This is a genomic window from Laedolimicola sp. (genome assembly GCF_051972735.1).
GTDB classification, from domain to species: Bacteria; Bacillota; Clostridia; order Lachnospirales; family Lachnospiraceae; genus Laedolimicola; species Laedolimicola intestinihominis.
Genome location: NZ_JBOKYU010000022.1, coordinates 20,541 through 38,990, shown reverse-complemented (window position 1 = coordinate 38,990; position 18,450 = coordinate 20,541). Strand labels below are relative to the sequence as shown.

Sequence of the window (18,450 nt, the reverse complement as noted above, 5' to 3'; positions counted from 1 at the left end):
ACTTAAAATAGAACGTGTTGAGGATGGCATTCAGTGTGTAAACAGAATGATGAAAATGCCGGCAGGCACATATGATATGATCCTCATGGATATCCAGATGCCGCAAATGGACGGTTATAAAGCAACACGGACAATCAGAAATTTGCCAGATAAGGATAAAGCATGCATACCGATTATAGCTATGACTGCCAATGCTTTTGCAGAAGATGTACAGCTGGCCAAAAATACAGGCATGAATGGACATATCGCGAAACCGCTGGATATGAATAAGCTGAATGATGTTCTGGAAAACTGGCTGTAATTGCCTTCCTGGATGCATGGGAAAAGCAGCTAGGAAACATAGAGAGGGTTTTGTTATGACAAAAGACAACTTCTGGATAAGATGTCTGCAGATTCCACGGCTGTCTATTATGTTGAATTAAATACCGGTTCCTTTGAAATTCTCCATTTGAGTGCCGGAACCAACGTAAAAAAATGAATCTGAAGCAGTATGATGATTTCCCGGAGTGAACGCATTACATACCATTATAGAAGCAAACCGAATCCGGAACATCATAAATTTTTTGAAGTGCGGGCAAGCAGAATATATCAATGATATTGTCAAGATTAGATAAAATCATCCATACCGACGGAAAACATAAATTATGTTTTTGACCTCTTTCGCCGCAAACAGAAGCAAGCATGCATATAGAACGTGATCCGTACAAATAATCAAAAACCGCTATTCCTGCAAGGATTATGAGCCGAAGCACAATTCCAGAAAGGAACTGGCTGAGACGGTACGGTATATTAAAAAAATTAAAAACTAATCCTCATGGATGTTTCCGCTACCCATTTTCCGCTGCCAGACGCCCGGCAGAAGTACCATGTGTCCGGCTTTCAGAGAGGCGGGGACGTCGATGATATTCTGATTGGCGGAGCCACGGAACAGGAGAGAAGCGTCGTGCTCCTCTTCCACGTATTTCCCGTCCACCAGCACGTCGATGAGAGAGAGCAGATCCCGGGCGACAGCCGGATCGCCGACGGAACCGGTCAGCAGGTCGCGTTCAAAGGAAAAGCCGGTGTAGCACCAGAGATTCTTTTCAGGAAAGCGTTCCTTAAAGCGGCGGGCCAGTACAAGCAGACCTTCCTGATTCTCAGGCTCAAAGGGTTCGCCGCCCAGAAAGGATAATCCGGCCACGTAAGCAGGGGCCAGAGCCTCCAGAATCTCATCCATGACGGCCTCGGTGAAGGGCTGGCCAAAGGAAAAATCCCAGGCTTCATAGTTGAAGCAGTTTTTGCAGTGGTGACGGCAGCCGCTGACAAAGAGGGATACGCGGATGCCGGGACCATTGGCGATATCATTTTTCTTGATGACTGCGTAATTCATGTGATAAATCTCCCTTCTGACAGGAAAAATGACAACTTATAATTCGTGAAGGTTCATCTTCAGGGCTGCCACGGCAGCTCCTTACGGATATTTGTAACAAAACGACTTCCGGCTTATGCCGGAAGCCGTTGTATTTTAGTCGAATTTTATGTTACAGGTGCAGCACACGCTCTTTGATCTCCTGGGTTCTTCCCTGATTCCAGAACTGAGTGCCGATGTAGCCGCAGGTACGGCGTGCCACGTTCAGCTTATTCTGGTCGGTGTTGCCGCAGTTGGGGCAGGTCCAGATGAGCTTGCCGTGCTCGTCTTCCTTGATCTCAATCTCTCCGTCATAGCCGCATACCTGGCAGTAATCACTCTTGGTATTCAGCTCTGCGTACATGATGTTGTTGTAGATAAACTTCATGACGGACAGAACAGCCTCCAGGTTATTCTGCATGTTCGGAACCTCCACATAGGAGATAGCTCCGCCCGGCGACAGTGCCTGGAACTTGGATTCCAGCGCCAGCTTGTCAAAGGCGTCGATCTTCTCGGTCACATGTACGTGATAGCTGTTCGTAATGTAGTTGCGATCCGTTACACCCTTTACGATACCGAAACGCTTCTGCAGACATTTGGCAAACTTGTAGGTGGTGCTTTCCAGCGGAGTACCGTACAGGGAGTAGTCGATATTTTCAGCTGCTTTCCATTTGGCCGTGTACTCGTTGAGCTTCTTCATAATCTCCAGGCCCAGCTCCTCGCCTTCCGGCTCTGTGAGCTTCTTGCCGTTCAGGCTGTATACGCACTCCCAGAGGCCTGCGTAGCCCAAAGACAGGGTGGAGTAACCGCCGTGGAGATATTTGTCGATGGTTTCGCCCTTCTCCAGACGGAGCAGAGCGCCGTGCTGCCACAGAATCGGAGCCGCGTCGGATACGGTACCGCTCAGACGCTCGTGACGGCACTGGAGAGCCCGGTGACAAAGCTCCATACGGTCGTCGAAGATCTCCCAGAACTTATTCAGATCGCCTTCGGCGGAAAGTCCGATATCTACCAGATTTACCGTAACCACGCCCTGATTAAAGCGGCCGTAGTACTTCGGCTTGCCGTTCTCATCCACATAGGGGGTCAGGAAGCTGCGGCAGCCCATGCAGGTGTAGCAGTGGCCCTCGCCGTTCTTGTCCACTTTGTTCTGGAACATGATTTTCTCGGAAATATAATCCGGAACCATGCGCTTGGCGGTACATTTGGCAGCCAGCTTCGTCAGATAGTAGTAGGGGTCCTCGTCGTGGATATTGTCATCCTCCAGCACGTAGATCAGCTTCGGGAAGGCCGGGGTGATCCAGACGCCCTTTTCATTTTTCACGCCCTGATAACGCTGGCGCAGAGTCTCTTCTATAATAAGAGCCAGATCCTTCTTTTCCTGTTCGTTCTTTGCTTCGTTCAGATACATGAAGACGGTGACGAAAGGAGCCTGTCCGTTGGTGGTCATCAGCGTGACAACCTGATACTGAATCATCTGTACGCCGTTTTTAACCTCTTCCCGCAGACGCTTCTCGGTAATGAAATCGATCTCCTCCTGGGTCACAGCCTCGCGGATGGAGTGCAGCTCATCGGCCACCTGACGGCGGATCTTCTTCCGGCTGATATCCACGAAGGGAGCCAGATGGGTCAGGGAAATACTCTGGCCGCCGTACTGACAGGAAGCTACCTGGGCAATGATCTGTGTGGCGATGTTGCAGGCAGTGGAGAAGCTGTGGGGCTTCTCGATAAGAGTACCGCTGATAACGGTACCATTCTGCAGCATATCCTCCAGATTGACCAGATCACAGTTGTGCATATGCTGGGCAAAATAATCCGCGTCGTGAAAATGGATGATGCCCTCCTGATGGGCCTCCACGATATCCGGCGGAAGCAGAATACGGCGGGTGATATCCTTGCTGACCTCGCCTGCCATATAGTCGCGCTGTACGCTGTTGACAGTGGGGTTCTTATTGGAATTCTCCTGCTTGACTTCCTCATTATTACATTCAATCAGGCTTAAGATCTGCTCGTCCGTGGTGTTGGACTTCCGCACCAGGGCGCGGGTATAGCGGTAGGTGATGTACTGTCTCGCCACGTCAAAGGCGCGCTGATTCATGATCTGATCCTCGACCATATCCTGAATTTCCTCCACGCTTAAGGAACGCTTGATATTCAGCGCCGCGCTCTCCACGTCTTCGGCGATTCGCTTAATCTGAACCGGGGTCATCCGGGCGCTGGGAACGACGCTGTCATTGGCCTTGGAGACCGCAACGACGATCTTGTGAGGATCAAATTCAACCTCTGCTCCGCTTCGTTTAATGATTTTCATGTGCTACACTCCCTCTATGATAAAAATTGTAATCAAAATTAGCGACAAGTTTATTGTAACAAGATATAGTAGTGGTGTCAATGATGATTTACTATATATTGTTGTATACATGCGTGAAAATATACAGGAATTCTTTGCTATTTACACATTCTTTCTGGAAATAACAGAAAGTTTATGGTATGATGCAAGAGCATAAGGGCTTTGCGAAAAAAGAAGACTGACAAAAGGAGACAAAGGCAGAAAATGAGGTTTGCCTACGAGATAAAAAACGGGTGCGCGGTGGTGCGCCGCTGTTATGATTTTGGAAATGAGGCGGAAATTCCGTCCGAAATTGACGGCCATCCGGTGACGGAACTGGGAGCCTATGCTTTTTCCGCCCATATGGATCGGGAACAGTTTTGGCATGAGCTTGGAAATAGAACTGTAAAAATATGGAATCCCGAAACGGGAGAACAGGAAGTATCCGAACCGGATGCGGAGACGGTCCCGGGGCTTCAGGGGATGCAGGTGGAAACAGTCCGCCTGCCGGAGGGCCTTCGTAAAATCGGAGCGTATGCCTTCTATAATTGTAACGCACTATCGGAGCTACATTTCCACAGCAGTCTGAAAGATTTGGGGGCGGGCCTGTTTACCGGCTGTCACCATCTGCGGCGGCTGAATGTGACGTTGGATGAGACGGAAACATCCTGCCTGAAGGAAATTCTCATTGAGGTGCCGGAAAAAATGGCCGTCACAGTAGAAGGACAGCTCCGGGCGAAGCTTTTGTTTCCGGAATTCTTTGAGGAGAGCGTGGAGAACACCCCGGCCCGGATTCTCATGACCCACATGCACGGCAGCGGTATGAATTTCCGCAACAGCTTCTATATGAAGAAACTGGATTTCCGGGCCTACGATGCCTGCTACTATATGGCGAAGGCGGAAGAAGATTTTGATACGGTATTGGAAATGACCCTGGACCGGCTTCAGTACCCGGTGGGTCTGTCGGAGGATCGCCGGGAGGATTATGAGAGCTGGCTTAACGGACATCTTGTGCAGGCCTTTGAAAAGGCAGTGGAGCATCGGGATCTGGACACGCTCATGTGGCTGACCGAACACGGAAAACCGGATGATGGCCTGCTTTCACAGACGGCCATCGCGGCGGCGGACGGATTTCCGGAGGGCGTGGCGTATCTGCAGGATCGACTGGGCGCTTCAGGGCATACAAAAAAACAGTCGTTCCTGGATCGGTTTGAGCTGTAGGAGGGCATCATGATAAAAAGCGCGATATTGGAAGAGCAAAAGGCGCAGTTGAAAAAGGAGGAGCTGGCGGCCCGGATCCTGAACCAGTCCAGAAACGAGCTGTATCTGAAGCTGCGCTATCTGGATCTGGCTCTGGGCAATCTGGCCCTGGCCCCGGGCACGGCGTCGCCAGCCGGAACCGATGGCGGAGCGCTGTACTATTTCCCGGATGGGCTGCTGTCACTCTATGAGCAGCGGGGGCGGGCGGCCTGCACCAGGCTCTATCTGCATGGAATTCTTCATTGCCTGTTCTGCCATCCCTTTGATCGGAAAGGGCGGGATGAGAGACTGTGGAACCTGGCCTGCGACGTGGCTACGGAAGCCCTGATTGATAGCCTCTATCTGAAATGCGTCCATATTTCCTCAGGAGCATTCCGGAAAAGTGTGTATGCGAGACTGCGGGAAAAGCTGCCGGTGCTGACTGCGGAAGGAATTTATAAATTTATAGAGGAAACGCTTGTGGAGGCGGAAATCAGCCGCTGGCAGATGGAGTTCCGGCTGGACGACCACAGTCTCTGGGAGCAGGATTCGAAGAACGGCCCGAAAAATCCGAATTCCAACCGGAAAAAATGGGATGATATCCGGGAACGGATGGAGACAGAGGTGATGCTTTTCTCCAACGAGGCCTCGGAGGGGGAAGGTGAGCTGAAGGAGCAGCTGCGGGTCAGCAACCGCTCCCGTTATGACTACAAGGAATTCCTGCGAAAATTTACGGTGCTCCATGAGGAGATGCAGATCGATCCGGACAGCTTTGATTACATTTTCTACCACTACGGAATGGAAATGTATGGGAATATGCCGCTGATCGAGCCGCTGGAGACCAGCGAGGTGCGGAAAATCGAAGAGTTCGTCATCGTTATTGACACGTCCATGTCCTGCAAGGAGGGGCTGGTAAAGCGGTTTCTGGAAGAGACCTACGACGTGCTCTCCCAGACGGAGAATTTCTTCAGGCGCATGCGGATCCACATCCTCCAGTGTGACGAGCGGGTCCAGTCCGACGTGCTCATCGAGAGCCAGGAGGCGCTGAAAGAGTACATGGAGCATTTCACGATCCTGGGCGGAGGCGGTACGGATTTCCGCCCGGCCTTTACCTATGTGGAGGAGCAGCTGGCGAAGAAGAAATTCTGGCGGCTGCGGGGGCTTCTGTACTTTACGGATGGCTATGGGGTGTTTCCGGTGAAAATGCCACCCTATGAAACCGCGTTTATCTTTGTGCAGAACCATTACCGGGACGTGGATGTGCCGGCGTGGGCGATTAAGCTGATACTGCAGGAGAGCGATCTGGAAAACAGATAAAAGAAGGAGAAAAAATGAACATCAAGAGAGCAAAACAGGAGATCAAGGACGCCATCGAGGCGTACCTTTTAAAAGATGAATACGGCGACTACGTCATCCCCACCGTGCGCCAGCGCCCGGTTCTGTTGCTGGGCGCGCCAGGTATCGGCAAGACTCAGATCATGGAGCAGGTAGCCAGAGAGTGCGGCGTGGGCCTGGTGGCCTACACCATCACCCACCATACGCGTCAGAGCGCCATCGGTCTGCCCTTTATCTCGGAAATGGAATTTGGCGGTCAGAAAAAAGCCGTCACCGAATACACCATGAGTGAAATCGTGGTCTCCATCTATGAAAAAATGAAGAAAACGGGGTTGAAGGAAGGCATTCTCTTCATCGACGAGATCAATTGTGTCTCCGAGACCCTGGCCCCGGCCATGCTCCAGTTCCTCCAGTGTAAGACCTTCGGCAATCACCCAATTCCCGAGGGCTGGGTCATTGTAGCCGCAGGCAACCCGCCCGAGTACAACAAATCCGTCCGGGAGTTTGACGTGGTTACCCTGGACCGTGTGAAGAAGATTGAAGTGGAGCCGGATTATGGCGTATGGCGGGAATACGCGGTACAGTCCCGGATCCATCCGGCGGTGATTTCCTATCTGGACGCCCGTCCCGCCCATTTTTATCAGATGGAAAGCACCGTGGACGGCCGCCGCTTCGCCACGCCCCGTGGCTGGGAGGATCTGTCCCGCCTGTTAGAGGTCTATGAAAAGCTGGGAAAGAAGGCGGATAAGGATGTGGTGCGCCAGTATCTCCAGCATGACAAAATTGCCGGAGAATTCGCCAATTATCTGGAACTCTACCGGAAATATGAGAGTGATTATCAGATAGAGGAAATCCTGGGCGGTACGATCCGGGAGACAACCCTGAAAAAGCTGTCCCATGCCTCCTTTGACGAGCGGCTGAGCGTGGTAAATCTGCTGCTGTCCGGCTGCATCGAACGCCTGCGAAAAGTTCGGGAACAAGAACGCTTCACCGAAGCTCTATTCGCCCAGATGAAAACAGCGGGCTCCGTGCTGAACGCAGAAAACTTCGCGGCAGACGGCGAAGGGATTCCAAAGGTTCTTGAAAATCTGCGAGATACAGTGGAAGAAAAACGGCAGCAGAAAAAAGAGGCAGAGCTCCTGACCAAGGATGAGGAGAAACGTCTCCTGCGTCTGGAAGAAACTCTGTTGTCCTATGAGAACACATTGAAAGCCGAACATCCCGAAGATGGATCTGCAGCCTTCGAGATTCTACGCCGTCTTTTCGGTGAGCAGCGGGCCCGCTATGCCGGTGAGCAGGAAAGCGGCAGCGCGGTCCTTGAACACGCCTTTGACTTTCTGGAAGCCGCCTTCGGCGACAGCCAGGAAATGGTCATCTTCCTGACCGGCCTTAACATGTCCGAAGCCGCGGTGGCTTTTTTGCAGACTACGGACTGTGAGCGTTATGAACGTTATAATAAGAGATTGCTTTTTAATGAGAGTGATCGTGAGATACGAGACGAGATCGCAAGACTGAAGTAGAAGTCAGTTAGGGAAATTCCATTTCCCGTGCGTTCGCAATTGAAAACAAAAAGGGCTGCGCACGAGCGTAACCCATCTAAATGGCCTTCCGAGAGGCTTCCCATCCAACCAACAGGCGGAAAAAGGAGATTTCCTAAGGAGGGCCTAATTGCGCCCGAGCGTGGAAACTCCTTTTTCTGCCGTCCGTCTTAAGTAGCCCCTTTCTTAGGAAGTCCGTTTGTCGCGCACCGCCGCTTCGATCCGCACCTGCTCCTCCAGCATGGCGTCAATTCGCGCATCCTCGGAAAAGTCCGCTGCCAGCTTATCTAACAGCTTCATATTTTCTTCAGAAAACTGCTTATGAAGCACTTCTTTGATAGCTTCATACTTTTTCCGATAAAGCGACTCCAGTTCATTGACCGGTACCGTCACCGGCAATTCTGCGATCTCCGGAGCAGCGATGCCCTCCGTCTCAAACCACTTCTTAATATTCTTGATCCGCGCATGCTCCGCAGATCCTTCGGTCAGAATCTTCTTCGACTTTTGAATCTGTGCCACAGCCACTCCGATAAAAGCCAGAAACAGCACACTCATACTGTAAGGCGCGATTTTCGGTAAGGGAAGCTGAAGGGAACCGGTGATGGCGAGTATCATGGCCGCCAGGCCCAGTACGCCCACCAGAAGCAGTGTCATGGCTGTGCTCCTGGCGTCGGCGCAGCGTTCTTCTACGGTCTTGAAAAGCTTGGACTCGTCCGGTCTCTTGATGGGGCCGTCCAGAATATTGGACATGGTCACCTCCGCGGGTTCTTTCACATCGACGCCCTGCTTGCGGGCTGCCGCTTTCTGTACATCCTTGTATAGGGACATCATAAAATTCTCCTTATATGGTATTTGACGGCAAAGGATAGGAGCCGTCGTCCGAGGCGCGCATAGAGACGCAAATAGCAGTCATTACCTAGCTGCGCAGAAAAGTTTCTACTGCGCCCATCAGCTCTTCCTGGGTGCCGGAGAGCGATCCCTGCACCATCTCGGGCTTTCCGCCGCCCTTTCCGCCGAACTGCCCGTTCAGGGCCTTGCAGAGGGGCCGGGTATCCTCGGTCTTGCTTCCGAAGATGTAGCGGTAGCCGCTCTCATCATTTCCGATGAAGAGACAGGCGATGCCGCTGCAGCGGGCGGATAAGAGGTTTACGAATTCCCGGCTGGTATCCGCATCCAGGTTATCCTCGAAAAATATGGGATTGGTGGTTCCTTCGGCTACGGAAGCAGCCTTATTCTGAATCAACGTCTTATTCAGCGCCATCAACTGTCCGGTGAGGCGGAAATTCTCCTGCTTCAGGCGTTCTACCGCGTCAGCTACCACCACCTCTTTGGCGGAGAGCAGCACGGAAACAGCCTTCACGCTGGTCTCTTTTTCCCGGTAGTCGCGAAGCGCCCGATCTCCGGCCAGGAGATTGACCCGGACGCCGCCCCGGTGGGACTGTACATTCGTAAGCTTAATCAGGCCGATCTCTCCGGTGGTATTCACATGGGGCGCGCAGCAGGCGCAGACGTCGATATCGGGAATGGTGACGATACGCACCTGTCCTTCGATCTCGATTTTGCTCCGGTAATCGAGAACAGCCAGTTCTTCTTTGCTGGGATAGGAGATCTGAATCGGTACATTACCGAAGACCACCTGGTTGGCAGCAGTCTCAATTTCTAAAAGCTCCTCTTTGGTAATCGGGCCATTGAAGTCCATGGTGACTTCTTCCTCTCCCAGATGGAAGCCCACGTTGTCGTAGCCGAAGCGGGTATGGATAAGACCGGAGACGATATGCTCACCGGAATGCTGCTGCATCCGGGAAAAGCGTTTTTCCCAGTCCAGGACGCCTTTTACCTCTGCGCCGACTTCCAGGGGCTGCCGGGTATAATGCCAGATTTCTCCATTTTTCTCATGGGTATCGAACACTTCAATTTCACCCAGATGCCCGGTATCCCCGACCTGTCCTCCGCCTTCCGGAAAAAATGCGGTCTGGTCGAGCGTCACCTTCCAGTAATCCTTTTCCTGCTCGCAGGCAGTCACCATCGCCGGGAACTCGGTCAGGTGGCTGTCTTCATAATATAAACGGTCTGTCATGGTGTAAAACCTCCTGTTGTCGAAATGAAATCATATCTTATGTAAGGAAACCGTTGATTCCGGTGTTGAAATTCAGATAAAATTTTCATGTCAGGAAACAACGCTTTCAGTATAACATTTTATCACAGTTTTGGACAGGGATATTTTAAGCGGATGTTGGCAGTTTTCAGTTATCTGTGGGCGACAGCTGAGAAAATGCGCATTGAGGAGAAAAGGGAACTGTGCTATAATTTCAAAGAAATCATCGGAAAAGATATGAAAACCAGAAAGGAAGTTATTTTATGATAGATTTACACGGCCAGGCAGGCCTCCCCTATATCAACCGGGGCGTCTATACCGGAAGCTATGAGGGTATGCGTTACCGGCTGCGGAAGAAAGAGGAAGAGGATAAAAAGACGCTGGAGGCAGTGATTTATCCGGAACCATATTGCTTTGAAAAGACCCCCGAGGACCAGAAGGAGGCCAGGGAGTTTTCTTTCACAGACGAGGGCTTTCAGCAGGCCATCGCCTGGCTGAACGAGCAGTACGAGGCCCGGCAGGAGCGCTGGACAGAGGCGAAGAATGCCAGCTGGGTGTAAATAAGCGAAAACAATCAAAAACGCTTGAAATATATATAAAAAACGATTATAATGACAGATATCAATTATGAAACACAAAGGAGAAGAAAAATGTCATTATTAAAGAAACTGGGATTTGGTAAAAAGGAAGATGCATGTGTGGTATCGCCCTTTGCGGGGGAGATTGTTCCGCTGGAAGAGGTAAAGGATGAAACCTTTGCTTCCAAGGTACTAGGAGACGGAGTGGCTGTGATTCCCGGCGAAGATACGGTGTGCTCGCCGGTAGATGGTACCGTGGAGATGGTATTTGATACCGCCCATGCCATTGCCTTCCGTACGGAGGATGGAGCGGAAATCCTGATGCATATAGGGCTTGATACGGTGGAGCTGAACGGAAAATACTTTCACATCCAGGCCCAGAGCGGTCAGAGCGTGAAAAAGGGAGATGTCCTGGGAACGGTAGAGTTTGATGAGATAAAAAAAGCGAGATATGATGTAGTAACGCCGATTTTCCTGACTAATATGGATGAATATGCGTTTGAGAAGGCGGCAGAAAAGGGAGCATGTGCAAAGGGTGATGTCCTGTTCCGTATGAAGCGGAAGTAAGCAGGTATCATTTCTTAATAAAATAAAAGGGATCTGTCTGGAAACATTTCGGACAGATCCCTTTTTGAGCGTTTTATAAAAGATTCAGAATGTCAAGATGGAATTATTACCAAAAATGAATGGATTCAATTATACAACTTCACAAAATTAAAAAATATGATTGAAAACGGTGAATGATAGTGATAATATATGAGTGAAAAGAAAAGAAAACAATCACTATCGAACAGGAGGAACAATGAAATGCCAAGAAATGATTACAATGAAATCAAAACAAAGTTCAGAAATTTCCTGACGCTGTGGAAAAAGGGAGAAACAGAAGGGATGGAGCATCTGGTGCTGGCAGATGCAAAATGCAATCTGAGCACAGCAAAGGATTATGCGGATGGCAGCCAGCACAGCCTTTACGGTGTAAAGAATTTTATCCTGGATACACCGAAGACAGATGTGTTTCATATCGAAGTCTGCAATTACGTCTGCCGTCTGGCTGGTGAAAAGGCACAGCAGAGCGCCGTTGCCGTTTGCAGGGCTTCCAGACAGGAAGGTGATGCAGTAAAAACCTTTGAGTTCAGCAGCTTTTTCGTCAACAGCTGGGTAAAGACAGAGGAGGAATGGAAAATCAGCCATCTTCGCATGGATATTGTGGATTCCCACGGAGATTTTCCGGAGTTCCAGAATGCCTGGTATTTTGAAGAGCCGAAGGCAAAGTGGTTTGTAGGGGTACATCTTCCGGTTATTCAGGGAGAGATGGACAGCCCCTGGAGATGCATTCCCGAAGCAGAGGACGTGTTGACAGAGGAAGAAAAGGTAATGGAGTGCTTCTCCAGATATGCATACGGAATCGATACACTGGCCTTCAGCCATGTGGATGAGGCGATTTCTGAAAATGCAGTTGTGAACATGGCACCCTGGGGAACCATGGACAAGAGAGGCTTCCTTACCACCCTGAAATACCATCGTCAGCCCTCCCGCTACTGGACCCATTCCGCAAAGCTGGAATCCATGGAGATTGACGGCGATAAATGCAAAGCCAGACTTTACCGGATGGCCGGTCACAGACAGAGGAGCCATGAGGTAGAGATTGGACTGTCCAATATCAACACCGAATATGCATGCGCAAGATACGAGGTGGAGTTTGCGAAGGAAGATGGCAGCTGGAGAATTACAAAGCTGTATTACTATCTGGGAATCCTGGATCTGGGAGAATACGAGGACTGAACGGGGAGTGGCAGTATGAATTACGAATGTCTGTTTAAACCGATAAAAATCGGAAAGATGGAGATAAAAAACCGGTTTGTGATGCCGGCTATGGAATCGGGAACTACAAGCCTGGAACACAAATTTACCGAACAGTCCATCGGATATTTTACAGCACGGGCAAAGGGTGGATTTGGCTTAATCATTACGGATTATATGGCTGTCTCGCCGGAAGGAATCGGTGTAAAAAATGAGGTTAGCCTCTGGTCAGATGAATTTATCCCGAATCTGCGCAGCATGACCGATGCGGTTCATGCAGAAGGTGCAAAGATTTTCGCACAGCTCCACCATTCTGGTATGATGTGTGTGGAAAAGACGACCGGTGTTCCGCCCAAGGGACCCTCCGCAATCGCAGCCTGCAATTATCTGGAGAAGGTAACGGCATATACCAACGAAGAGGTATATCAGCTGATAGACTGTTACACGGAGGCAGCCAGACGGGCGAAGGCTGCGGGTTATGACGGAGTGGAGGTCCATGCAGCCCATGGCTATCTAATTGCCCAGTTCCTGTCTAAATTCAGTAATAAAAGAGTGGATGAATTTGGAGGCTCCTATGAAAACCGGTTCCGGTTTGCCGGGCTGATTATCAAAGGAATCCGGGAAAAATGCGGGGATGATTTCCCGATGCTGTTCCGCATCAGCGCAGAGGAATATATCGAGGCCGGAAATACAATGGAGGATGCCCTGCTATACAGCAGCATGGCAGAGGCGGCCGGGGTGAATGCGATTCATGTGTCTACCGGTACAGGTATCGGCGGAAATGTGGTGGCGCCCCAGTATTATGAGCCGGGCTTTAATGTAAAGAATGCAGAAATTATCAGAAAACATGTGAATATTCCGGTAATTACAGTGGGACGTATCAACGATCCGGTACTGGCAAGAGAAATCGTTGCTTCCGGGCAGGCAGATATGGTATCCCTGGGCAGACAGTCCATCTGTGACAGCGAATTTCCAAAGAAGCTGAAGGAAGGTCGGGAGGATGAAATCTTCCACTGTACCGGCTGTATGCAGCGCTGCTATTATCAGCCTGGCTGCGAAGAGGATGACACCGGCGTATCCTGTATGCTGAATCCCTTCAGCGGAAAAGAAAACCGCTGGCAGATTACCGAGGCACAGGAAAAAAAACGGATCGCAATTATCGGCGCAGGCCCCGCCGGACTGGAATGTGCCTGGATTCTGGCAAAGCGGGGACACCAGGTGGATGTGTATGAAAAGCAGGCAGTACCCGGCGGTGCTTTCCGGCTGGCGGCTGTGCCGCCGAAGAAGCAGGATCTGGGAAATGCCATTTTCACATATACCACCCTGGGCAAAAAATATGGGGTCCGGTATCATTACAATGCAGAAATGGCGGAGAGCGCACTGAAAGAACTGGAAGCGGACTGTGTGATTCTGGCTACCGGTTCACAGCCGCTGGTTCCCCGGATTCCGGGACTTGATCCGGAGAAGATACTGCTGGCCAACCAGATTCTGGATGGAAAAACAGTTGTACATGATGAAAATGTGCTGATTCTGGGCGGTGGCCTGGTAGGCTGTGAGACAGCAGAATTCCTGCATCAGTACCACAACCGGATTACCATTGTGGATATGGTGGACAAGCTGGCCAAGGAAGCACCGAAACGTCCGAGGGCCGTGCTGATGGAGCGTCTGGAAAAAGCCGGGGTGAAAGCACAGCTGGATACGAAGATTGCCGAAATTCTTCCGGATGGAATCCGGGCAGAAAAAAACGGACAGGAGCTTGTGCTGGGTGGCTTTACAACACTGGTACTGTCACTGGGCTGCCGGAATTATAATCCGCTGGAGGAAGCGGCGAAGAAAAGCTTCCGGGAGGTGTATGTGACCGGAGACGCGGTGAGAGCCCGGGATGCAAAGCAGGCCATCTATCAGGCTGCAAAGCTGGCACTTACGATTTAAGAGAAAGGATGAAATATGGGTTTATTTCCAGATAACTTTCTATGGGGCGGAGCGGTGGCTGCCAACCAGTGCGAGGGAGCATACCTGGAGGATGGAAAAGGCTTATCCGTACAGGATGTGCTTCCCAGAGGACTGGTAACCGGGCCCACAGAGGCGCCAACGGCAGACAACCTGAAGCTTAAGGGAATCGATTTTTATCATCATTATAAAGAAGATATTCGCCTGTTTGCGGAAATGGGCTTCAAGATATTCCGGATGTCCATTGCCTGGAGCCGCATTTTCCCAAAGGGAGACGAAGAGCAGCCAAATGAGGCGGGCCTTAAGTATTACGATGCGGTATTTACGGAGCTGGAAAAATACGGAATCAAACCAATGGTCACCATCAGCCACTATGAGACGCCCTTATACCTGGTACGTCATTACGGAGGCTGGACCAACCGGAAAATGATAGGGTTTTATGTGAAATATGCAAGGGTTTTATTTGAACGGTACGGAAAGAGAGTTCCCTACTGGATCACATTTAATGAAATCAATTCCCAGTTGAAGGCACCGTTCATGTGCGGCGGCATCAATGCGCCGGACGGAAAAATATCCGAGCAGGATTCCTGGCAGGCCGTGCACCACGTCCTGACCGCCAGCGGGAAGGCGGTGGCCCTGGCCCATGAGATGATGCCGGAGGCAAAGATAGGCTGTATGCTGCTGAGTGTGCCGGTGTATCCCTATACGCCGTCGCCGGAGGACATGCTGGCCGTTCTGGATACAGAGCATAAGAATTATGTGTTTGGGGATGTACAGGTGCGGGGAGAATATCCTGGCTATATCAGACGGTATTTCCGGGAGCATGGCATCGAGCTTCAGATTACGCCGGAGGATGAGGCGGCGCTTAAGAAGGCGCAGGTGGATTTCGTATCCTTCAGCTATTATTCCAGTACCTGTGAAAGCGTAACCAAAAAGGAAGAGGCAGCTGCCGGAAATATCCTGACGGGGCTTACAAATCCCTATATTCCCACCAGTGAATTTGGCTGGCAGATCGATCCCAAGGGACTGCGGTATGTGCTGAATCAGTACTGGGACCGGTATCAGAAGCCATTGTTCATCGTGGAGAACGGCCTGGGAGCCATCGATCGTCCGGAACAGGATGCAAAAGGGAATGTGGTCATACACGATACTTACCGGATTGCATATATCCGGGAACACTTACTGCAGGCAGCCGAAGCCATTCAGGATGGGGTACAGCTGCTTGGCTATACGGCATGGGGCTGCATCGATTTGGTCAGCGCGGGAACTGCGCAGATGAAAAAACGCTACGGTTTTATTTACGTGGACCGGAATGATGATGGAACCGGCACCATGAAGCGGTATAAAAAGGATTCGTTTTACTGGTATCAAAAGGTGATTCGTACAAAGGGAGAAAATCTGAAGGAGGGAGAAGGATATGAAGCAGTACAATAAGTTTCAGGTAGGTGCCACCAAGGTGGTATTTGGCCGGGGAGCTTCTGCAGCGGCAGGAGAAGAACTGAAGGCTGCGGGCAAGAAAAAGACACTGGTGGTTACGGATGGGTTCCTGGCAAAATCCCATGCCCTGGAACCCATGCTGCAGAGCATGGAAGAAAATGGAATCCAGTGGGTTCTGTTTGACGGGGTGGAGAGTGATCCCAGCTCAGAGGTGCTGGAGAAGGCCCTGGAGGTCCTGAAGAAGGAAGACTGCGATTCGGTGATTGGAATTGGCGGCGGAAGCTCCATGGATACGGCCAAAGGCGCACGGATTCTGGCAACCAACGGGGGAAATATCTTTGATTATGACAACAGTCCCACAGGAGGAAAGGCCTTTGAGCATTACGGTCTGTTTCTGATCTGTATTCCCACCACAGCGGGAACGGGAAGTGAAGTCACCCAGTATGCCATCATCACCAACAAAGCGGAGGGACGGAAGGCAACCATCACATCCCCCAAAAATCTGCCGGAGGTGGCACTGGAGGATCCGGAGCTTATTTTAAGCCTTCCGGCCGGGCTTACGGCATCTACAGGAATGGATGCCCTGGCCCATGCCATCGGGGCCTATACCTCAGGCAGAGTCATCGGAGCTCAGGGAAGCACCGTGTTCACAGATGGAATCGCCCTGCAGAGCATCCGCATGATTGCGGAAAATCTGCGGACAGCCGTGAACTGCGGATCCTCCTATCAGGCCAGGGCTAACATGCTGATGGCCAGTATGATGGGGGCTATGGTATCCGGTGTGGGAAGTGATGCCTGCCATGGACTGGGCCATGCACTGGGAGCGGTATATCATGTGCCCCATGGCATAGCCTGCGCAGTTTCCATGCCCTATGTTCTGGAGTATAATTGCATTGCGTGTCCGGAAAGATTCGCCCGGATTGCCGAGGCATTCGGGGTATATACGGAGAACATAACCGTGATGGAAGCTGCCCATGCAGCCGCCCGGGAGGTGGAAAAGCTGATGGATGATATCCATCTGCCGTCTCTTGGACAATATGTTCCATCACTGGAGGATGAAAAATTTGAAGAATTCTGTAAAACAGCGGTACGGGAAAAATGCTCCATCATCAATCCGCGGCCCATTACAGAGGAAATAGTCAGGGAACTGATCACAAAAGCTTATAACAGAAAATAATAAAACAAGGGAGAAAAAGAATATGAAGAAAAAAGGAAATGCATTGGCAATCATGCAGAAATTGGGTGGTTCCATGATGCTGCCGATTTCCATGCTGCCTGCAGCAGGATTGTTACTGGGATTGGGATATGGCTTGCAGAATGCACAGCTGCTGGCATTATTTCCGGGAATGGCACAGGGCTTTCCCCATGCGCTGTCCCAGCTTCTGATAGCGGTATCGGGAGCGATTTTTAATAACCTTCCGGCTATCTTTGCAGTGGGTGTTGCAGTAGGACTTTCTGATGACGGTGCTTGCGGACTGGCAGGTCTGGTCAGCCTCTTTACCATGAACCTGACCATTAATTTCGTCCTGAATATCACACCGGAGGCAGCAGCTGCCAACAGTGTCATGTATACCAGCGTTATGGGTGTGAACACGCTGCAGACAGGTGTGTTTGGCGGTATTCTCTGCGGTATCCTGGCTTATTTCATGTATGTAAAGTTCAAGGATGCAAAGATTCCCCAGTACCTGGGCTTCTTTGGCGGAAAACGTCTGATTCCCATTGTCAGCACCGTGGGAGCCATTTTCCTTGGTCTTATCATGAGCTTTATCTGGCCGTTGATTCAGAATGGAATCTTTGATATTGCATCCAGATTTTTATCTTCCGATAACCCGAGCCTTTTCGCAGTCTTTTTATACGCATTTTCCTTCAAGCTTCTGGGAATCGTGGGACTGCATCATCTGATATATCCGATTTATTATTATCAGCTGGGTACCTATACAGCACTGGACGGAACTACGGTAGTGGGAGACTGGAATATCTATTTCCAGCAGCTGGCAGATGGTGTTCCGGTCACTGCCGGAGCCTGCATGAGCGGATCCTTTGTTATCTACATGCTGGGACTTCTGGGAGCAGGACTGGCAATTTACAGATGTGCGAAGCCGGAAAATAAGAAAAAGACAGCAGGTCTTATGGTTGCCGCATGCCTGGCATCCAGTATCACCGGTATTACAGAGCCTCTGGAGTATTCCTTCGCATTTACAGCTCTGCCGCTGTACCTGGTTCATGCTGTTCTGACCGGTCTTGGCTATATGATTTGCCCGGCTCTGGGAATCCATGCAGGAACCTCCTTCTCCGGCGGACTGATTGACTATATTCTGTGTACCGTACTTCCGGGAGCACCCCGCTGGTGGCTGATTATTCCGGTAGGACTTGTCTTTGCTGTAATTTATTATCTGGTATTTACCTTCATGATCCGGAAACTTAATTACAAGACACCGGGACGGGAAGAGGAAGACGAGCAGGTAGCAGTGGATATGGATGCAGTGGAGAACCAGCTTCCCTTGGAGCTTATCAAGGCCTTCGGCGGTGCTGAGAACTTTGCAAGCCTGGGAGCATGCTTTACACGGCTCCGTGTAACCGTCAAGGACGCTTCTCTGGTGGACGAGGCACGGTTTAAGGAGCTGGGAGCAAAGAATGTGCTTCATGTGGGAGACAGCATTCAGGTTGTGTACGGAACACAGGCATCACAGATAAAAGATCAGATGAAAGTAATCATTGGAGAGATTTAATTTGATTCTTTGCAATCATGCCGGTTTATGATA

The 18,450-nt window shown here is 50.7% G+C and carries 15 protein-coding genes; 11 read left to right on the top strand and 4 right to left on the bottom strand.

Features of this window, described 5'->3' with window-relative positions; translation table 11 throughout:
• A partial coding sequence (locus tag ACTRC3_RS06940) for a response regulator (protein ID WP_440322540.1) occupies positions 1 to 301 on the top strand: 301 nt, incomplete at its 5' end.
• A 504-nt stretch (positions 302 to 805) separates the two neighbouring features.
• Here the strand turns inward: ACTRC3_RS06940 and nrdG are convergent.
• Both nrdG and nrdD read right to left on the bottom strand, forming a co-directional pair.
• A complete protein-coding gene (gene nrdG, locus ACTRC3_RS06935) occupies positions 806 to 1,369 on the bottom strand; it encodes an anaerobic ribonucleoside-triphosphate reductase activating protein (protein ID WP_349163459.1) in 564 nt (187 codons plus the stop codon).
• A 151-nt stretch (positions 1,370 to 1,520) separates the two neighbouring features.
• Positions 1,521 to 3,698, bottom strand: a complete 2,178-nt coding sequence (gene nrdD / locus ACTRC3_RS06930) for an anaerobic ribonucleoside-triphosphate reductase (RefSeq protein WP_349163460.1) — start codon at positions 3,696 to 3,698, stop codon at positions 1,521 to 1,523.
• 243 nt (positions 3,699 to 3,941) lie between these two features.
• Between nrdD and ACTRC3_RS06925 the strand changes: the two genes are divergently transcribed.
• From ACTRC3_RS06925 to ACTRC3_RS06915, 3 genes are read left to right on the top strand one after another with little or no spacing between them, the layout of a single operon-like run.
• Positions 3,942 to 4,937 carry a leucine-rich repeat protein gene (locus tag ACTRC3_RS06925; protein WP_440322538.1) on the top strand — a complete coding sequence of 332 codons (996 nt, stop codon included), beginning with the start codon at positions 3,942 to 3,944 and terminating at the stop codon, positions 4,935 to 4,937.
• A 9-nt stretch (positions 4,938 to 4,946) separates the two neighbouring features.
• Entirely contained in the window at positions 4,947 to 6,272 is a 1,326-nt protein-coding gene (locus ACTRC3_RS06920; protein WP_440322537.1) for a vWA domain-containing protein, read from the top strand.
• A gap of 14 nt (positions 6,273 to 6,286) precedes the next feature.
• Positions 6,287 to 7,810, top strand: a complete 1,524-nt coding sequence (locus tag ACTRC3_RS06915) for an ATP-binding protein (RefSeq protein WP_440322535.1) — start codon at positions 6,287 to 6,289, stop codon at positions 7,808 to 7,810.
• A gap of 204 nt (positions 7,811 to 8,014) precedes the next feature.
• Here ACTRC3_RS06915 and ACTRC3_RS06910 read toward each other — a convergent pair whose 3' ends face one another.
• Entirely contained in the window at positions 8,015 to 8,659 is a 645-nt protein-coding gene (locus ACTRC3_RS06910) for a hypothetical protein (RefSeq protein ID WP_440322533.1), read from the bottom strand.
• A gap of 85 nt (positions 8,660 to 8,744) precedes the next feature.
• Positions 8,745 to 9,905, bottom strand: coding sequence for an alanyl-tRNA editing protein (locus ACTRC3_RS06905; RefSeq protein WP_440322532.1), 1,161 nt, complete (start codon positions 9,903 to 9,905; stop codon positions 8,745 to 8,747).
• Between the two features lie 281 nt (positions 9,906 to 10,186).
• On the opposite strand from ACTRC3_RS06905, the gene ACTRC3_RS06900 reads away from it, so the two are divergent.
• From ACTRC3_RS06900 to ACTRC3_RS06870, 7 genes are all read left to right on the top strand, one after another.
• Positions 10,187 to 10,483, top strand: coding sequence for a GNAT family acetyltransferase (locus tag ACTRC3_RS06900; RefSeq protein WP_440322530.1), 297 nt, complete (start codon positions 10,187 to 10,189; stop codon positions 10,481 to 10,483).
• A gap of 90 nt (positions 10,484 to 10,573) precedes the next feature.
• Positions 10,574 to 11,068 (top strand): PTS sugar transporter subunit IIA, encoded by a 495-nt coding sequence (locus tag ACTRC3_RS06895; protein WP_440322528.1) that lies wholly within the window; start codon positions 10,574 to 10,576, stop codon positions 11,066 to 11,068.
• Positions 11,069 to 11,308: 240 nt separating this feature from the next.
• Positions 11,309 to 12,283, top strand: coding sequence for a nuclear transport factor 2 family protein (locus ACTRC3_RS06890; protein WP_440322526.1), 975 nt, complete (start codon positions 11,309 to 11,311; stop codon positions 12,281 to 12,283).
• Positions 12,284 to 12,298: 15 nt separating this feature from the next.
• Positions 12,299 to 14,233, top strand: coding sequence for an NAD(P)/FAD-dependent oxidoreductase (locus tag ACTRC3_RS06885; RefSeq protein WP_440322524.1), 1,935 nt, complete (start codon positions 12,299 to 12,301; stop codon positions 14,231 to 14,233).
• Positions 14,234 to 14,248: 15 nt separating this feature from the next.
• A complete protein-coding gene (locus ACTRC3_RS06880; protein ID WP_440322522.1) occupies positions 14,249 to 15,685 on the top strand; it encodes a glycoside hydrolase family 1 protein in 1,437 nt (478 codons plus the stop codon).
• On the top strand, positions 15,669 to 16,865 hold the full coding sequence (locus tag ACTRC3_RS06875) for an iron-containing alcohol dehydrogenase (RefSeq protein WP_440322520.1): 1,197 nt from the start codon (positions 15,669 to 15,671) through the stop codon (positions 16,863 to 16,865). The genes ACTRC3_RS06880 and ACTRC3_RS06875 overlap by 17 nt, the downstream gene beginning before the upstream one ends.
• 22 nt (positions 16,866 to 16,887) lie before the next feature.
• Positions 16,888 to 18,417, top strand: a complete 1,530-nt coding sequence (locus ACTRC3_RS06870; protein ID WP_440322519.1) for a PTS transporter subunit EIIC — start codon at positions 16,888 to 16,890, stop codon at positions 18,415 to 18,417.
• The last annotated feature ends 33 nt before the right edge of the window (positions 18,418 to 18,450 follow it).

What these genes read in the sequence shown, in the direction of transcription:
- nrdG (WP_349163459.1), bottom strand. Translation starts at nt 1,369, where the DNA reads ATGAATTACGCAGTCATCAAGAAAAATGATATCGCCAATGGTCCCGGC.
- nrdD (WP_349163460.1), bottom strand. Translation starts at nt 3,698, where the DNA reads ATGAAAATCATTAAACGAAGCGGAGCAGAGGTTGAATTTGATCCTCAC.
- ACTRC3_RS06925 (WP_440322538.1), top strand. Translation starts at nt 3,942, where the DNA reads ATGAGGTTTGCCTACGAGATAAAAAACGGGTGCGCGGTGGTGCGCCGC.
- ACTRC3_RS06920 (WP_440322537.1), top strand. Translation starts at nt 4,947, where the DNA reads ATGATAAAAAGCGCGATATTGGAAGAGCAAAAGGCGCAGTTGAAAAAG.
- ACTRC3_RS06915 (WP_440322535.1), top strand. Translation starts at nt 6,287, where the DNA reads ATGAACATCAAGAGAGCAAAACAGGAGATCAAGGACGCCATCGAGGCG.
- ACTRC3_RS06910 (WP_440322533.1), bottom strand. Translation starts at nt 8,659, where the DNA reads ATGATGTCCCTATACAAGGATGTACAGAAAGCGGCAGCCCGCAAGCAG.
- ACTRC3_RS06905 (WP_440322532.1), bottom strand. Translation starts at nt 9,905, where the DNA reads ATGACAGACCGTTTATATTATGAAGACAGCCACCTGACCGAGTTCCCG.
- ACTRC3_RS06900 (WP_440322530.1), top strand. Translation starts at nt 10,187, where the DNA reads ATGATAGATTTACACGGCCAGGCAGGCCTCCCCTATATCAACCGGGGC.
- ACTRC3_RS06895 (WP_440322528.1), top strand. Translation starts at nt 10,574, where the DNA reads ATGTCATTATTAAAGAAACTGGGATTTGGTAAAAAGGAAGATGCATGT.
- ACTRC3_RS06890 (WP_440322526.1), top strand. Translation starts at nt 11,309, where the DNA reads ATGCCAAGAAATGATTACAATGAAATCAAAACAAAGTTCAGAAATTTC.
- ACTRC3_RS06885 (WP_440322524.1), top strand. Translation starts at nt 12,299, where the DNA reads ATGAATTACGAATGTCTGTTTAAACCGATAAAAATCGGAAAGATGGAG.
- ACTRC3_RS06880 (WP_440322522.1), top strand. Translation starts at nt 14,249, where the DNA reads ATGGGTTTATTTCCAGATAACTTTCTATGGGGCGGAGCGGTGGCTGCC.
- ACTRC3_RS06875 (WP_440322520.1), top strand. Translation starts at nt 15,669, where the DNA reads ATGAAGCAGTACAATAAGTTTCAGGTAGGTGCCACCAAGGTGGTATTT.
- ACTRC3_RS06870 (WP_440322519.1), top strand. Translation starts at nt 16,888, where the DNA reads ATGAAGAAAAAAGGAAATGCATTGGCAATCATGCAGAAATTGGGTGGT.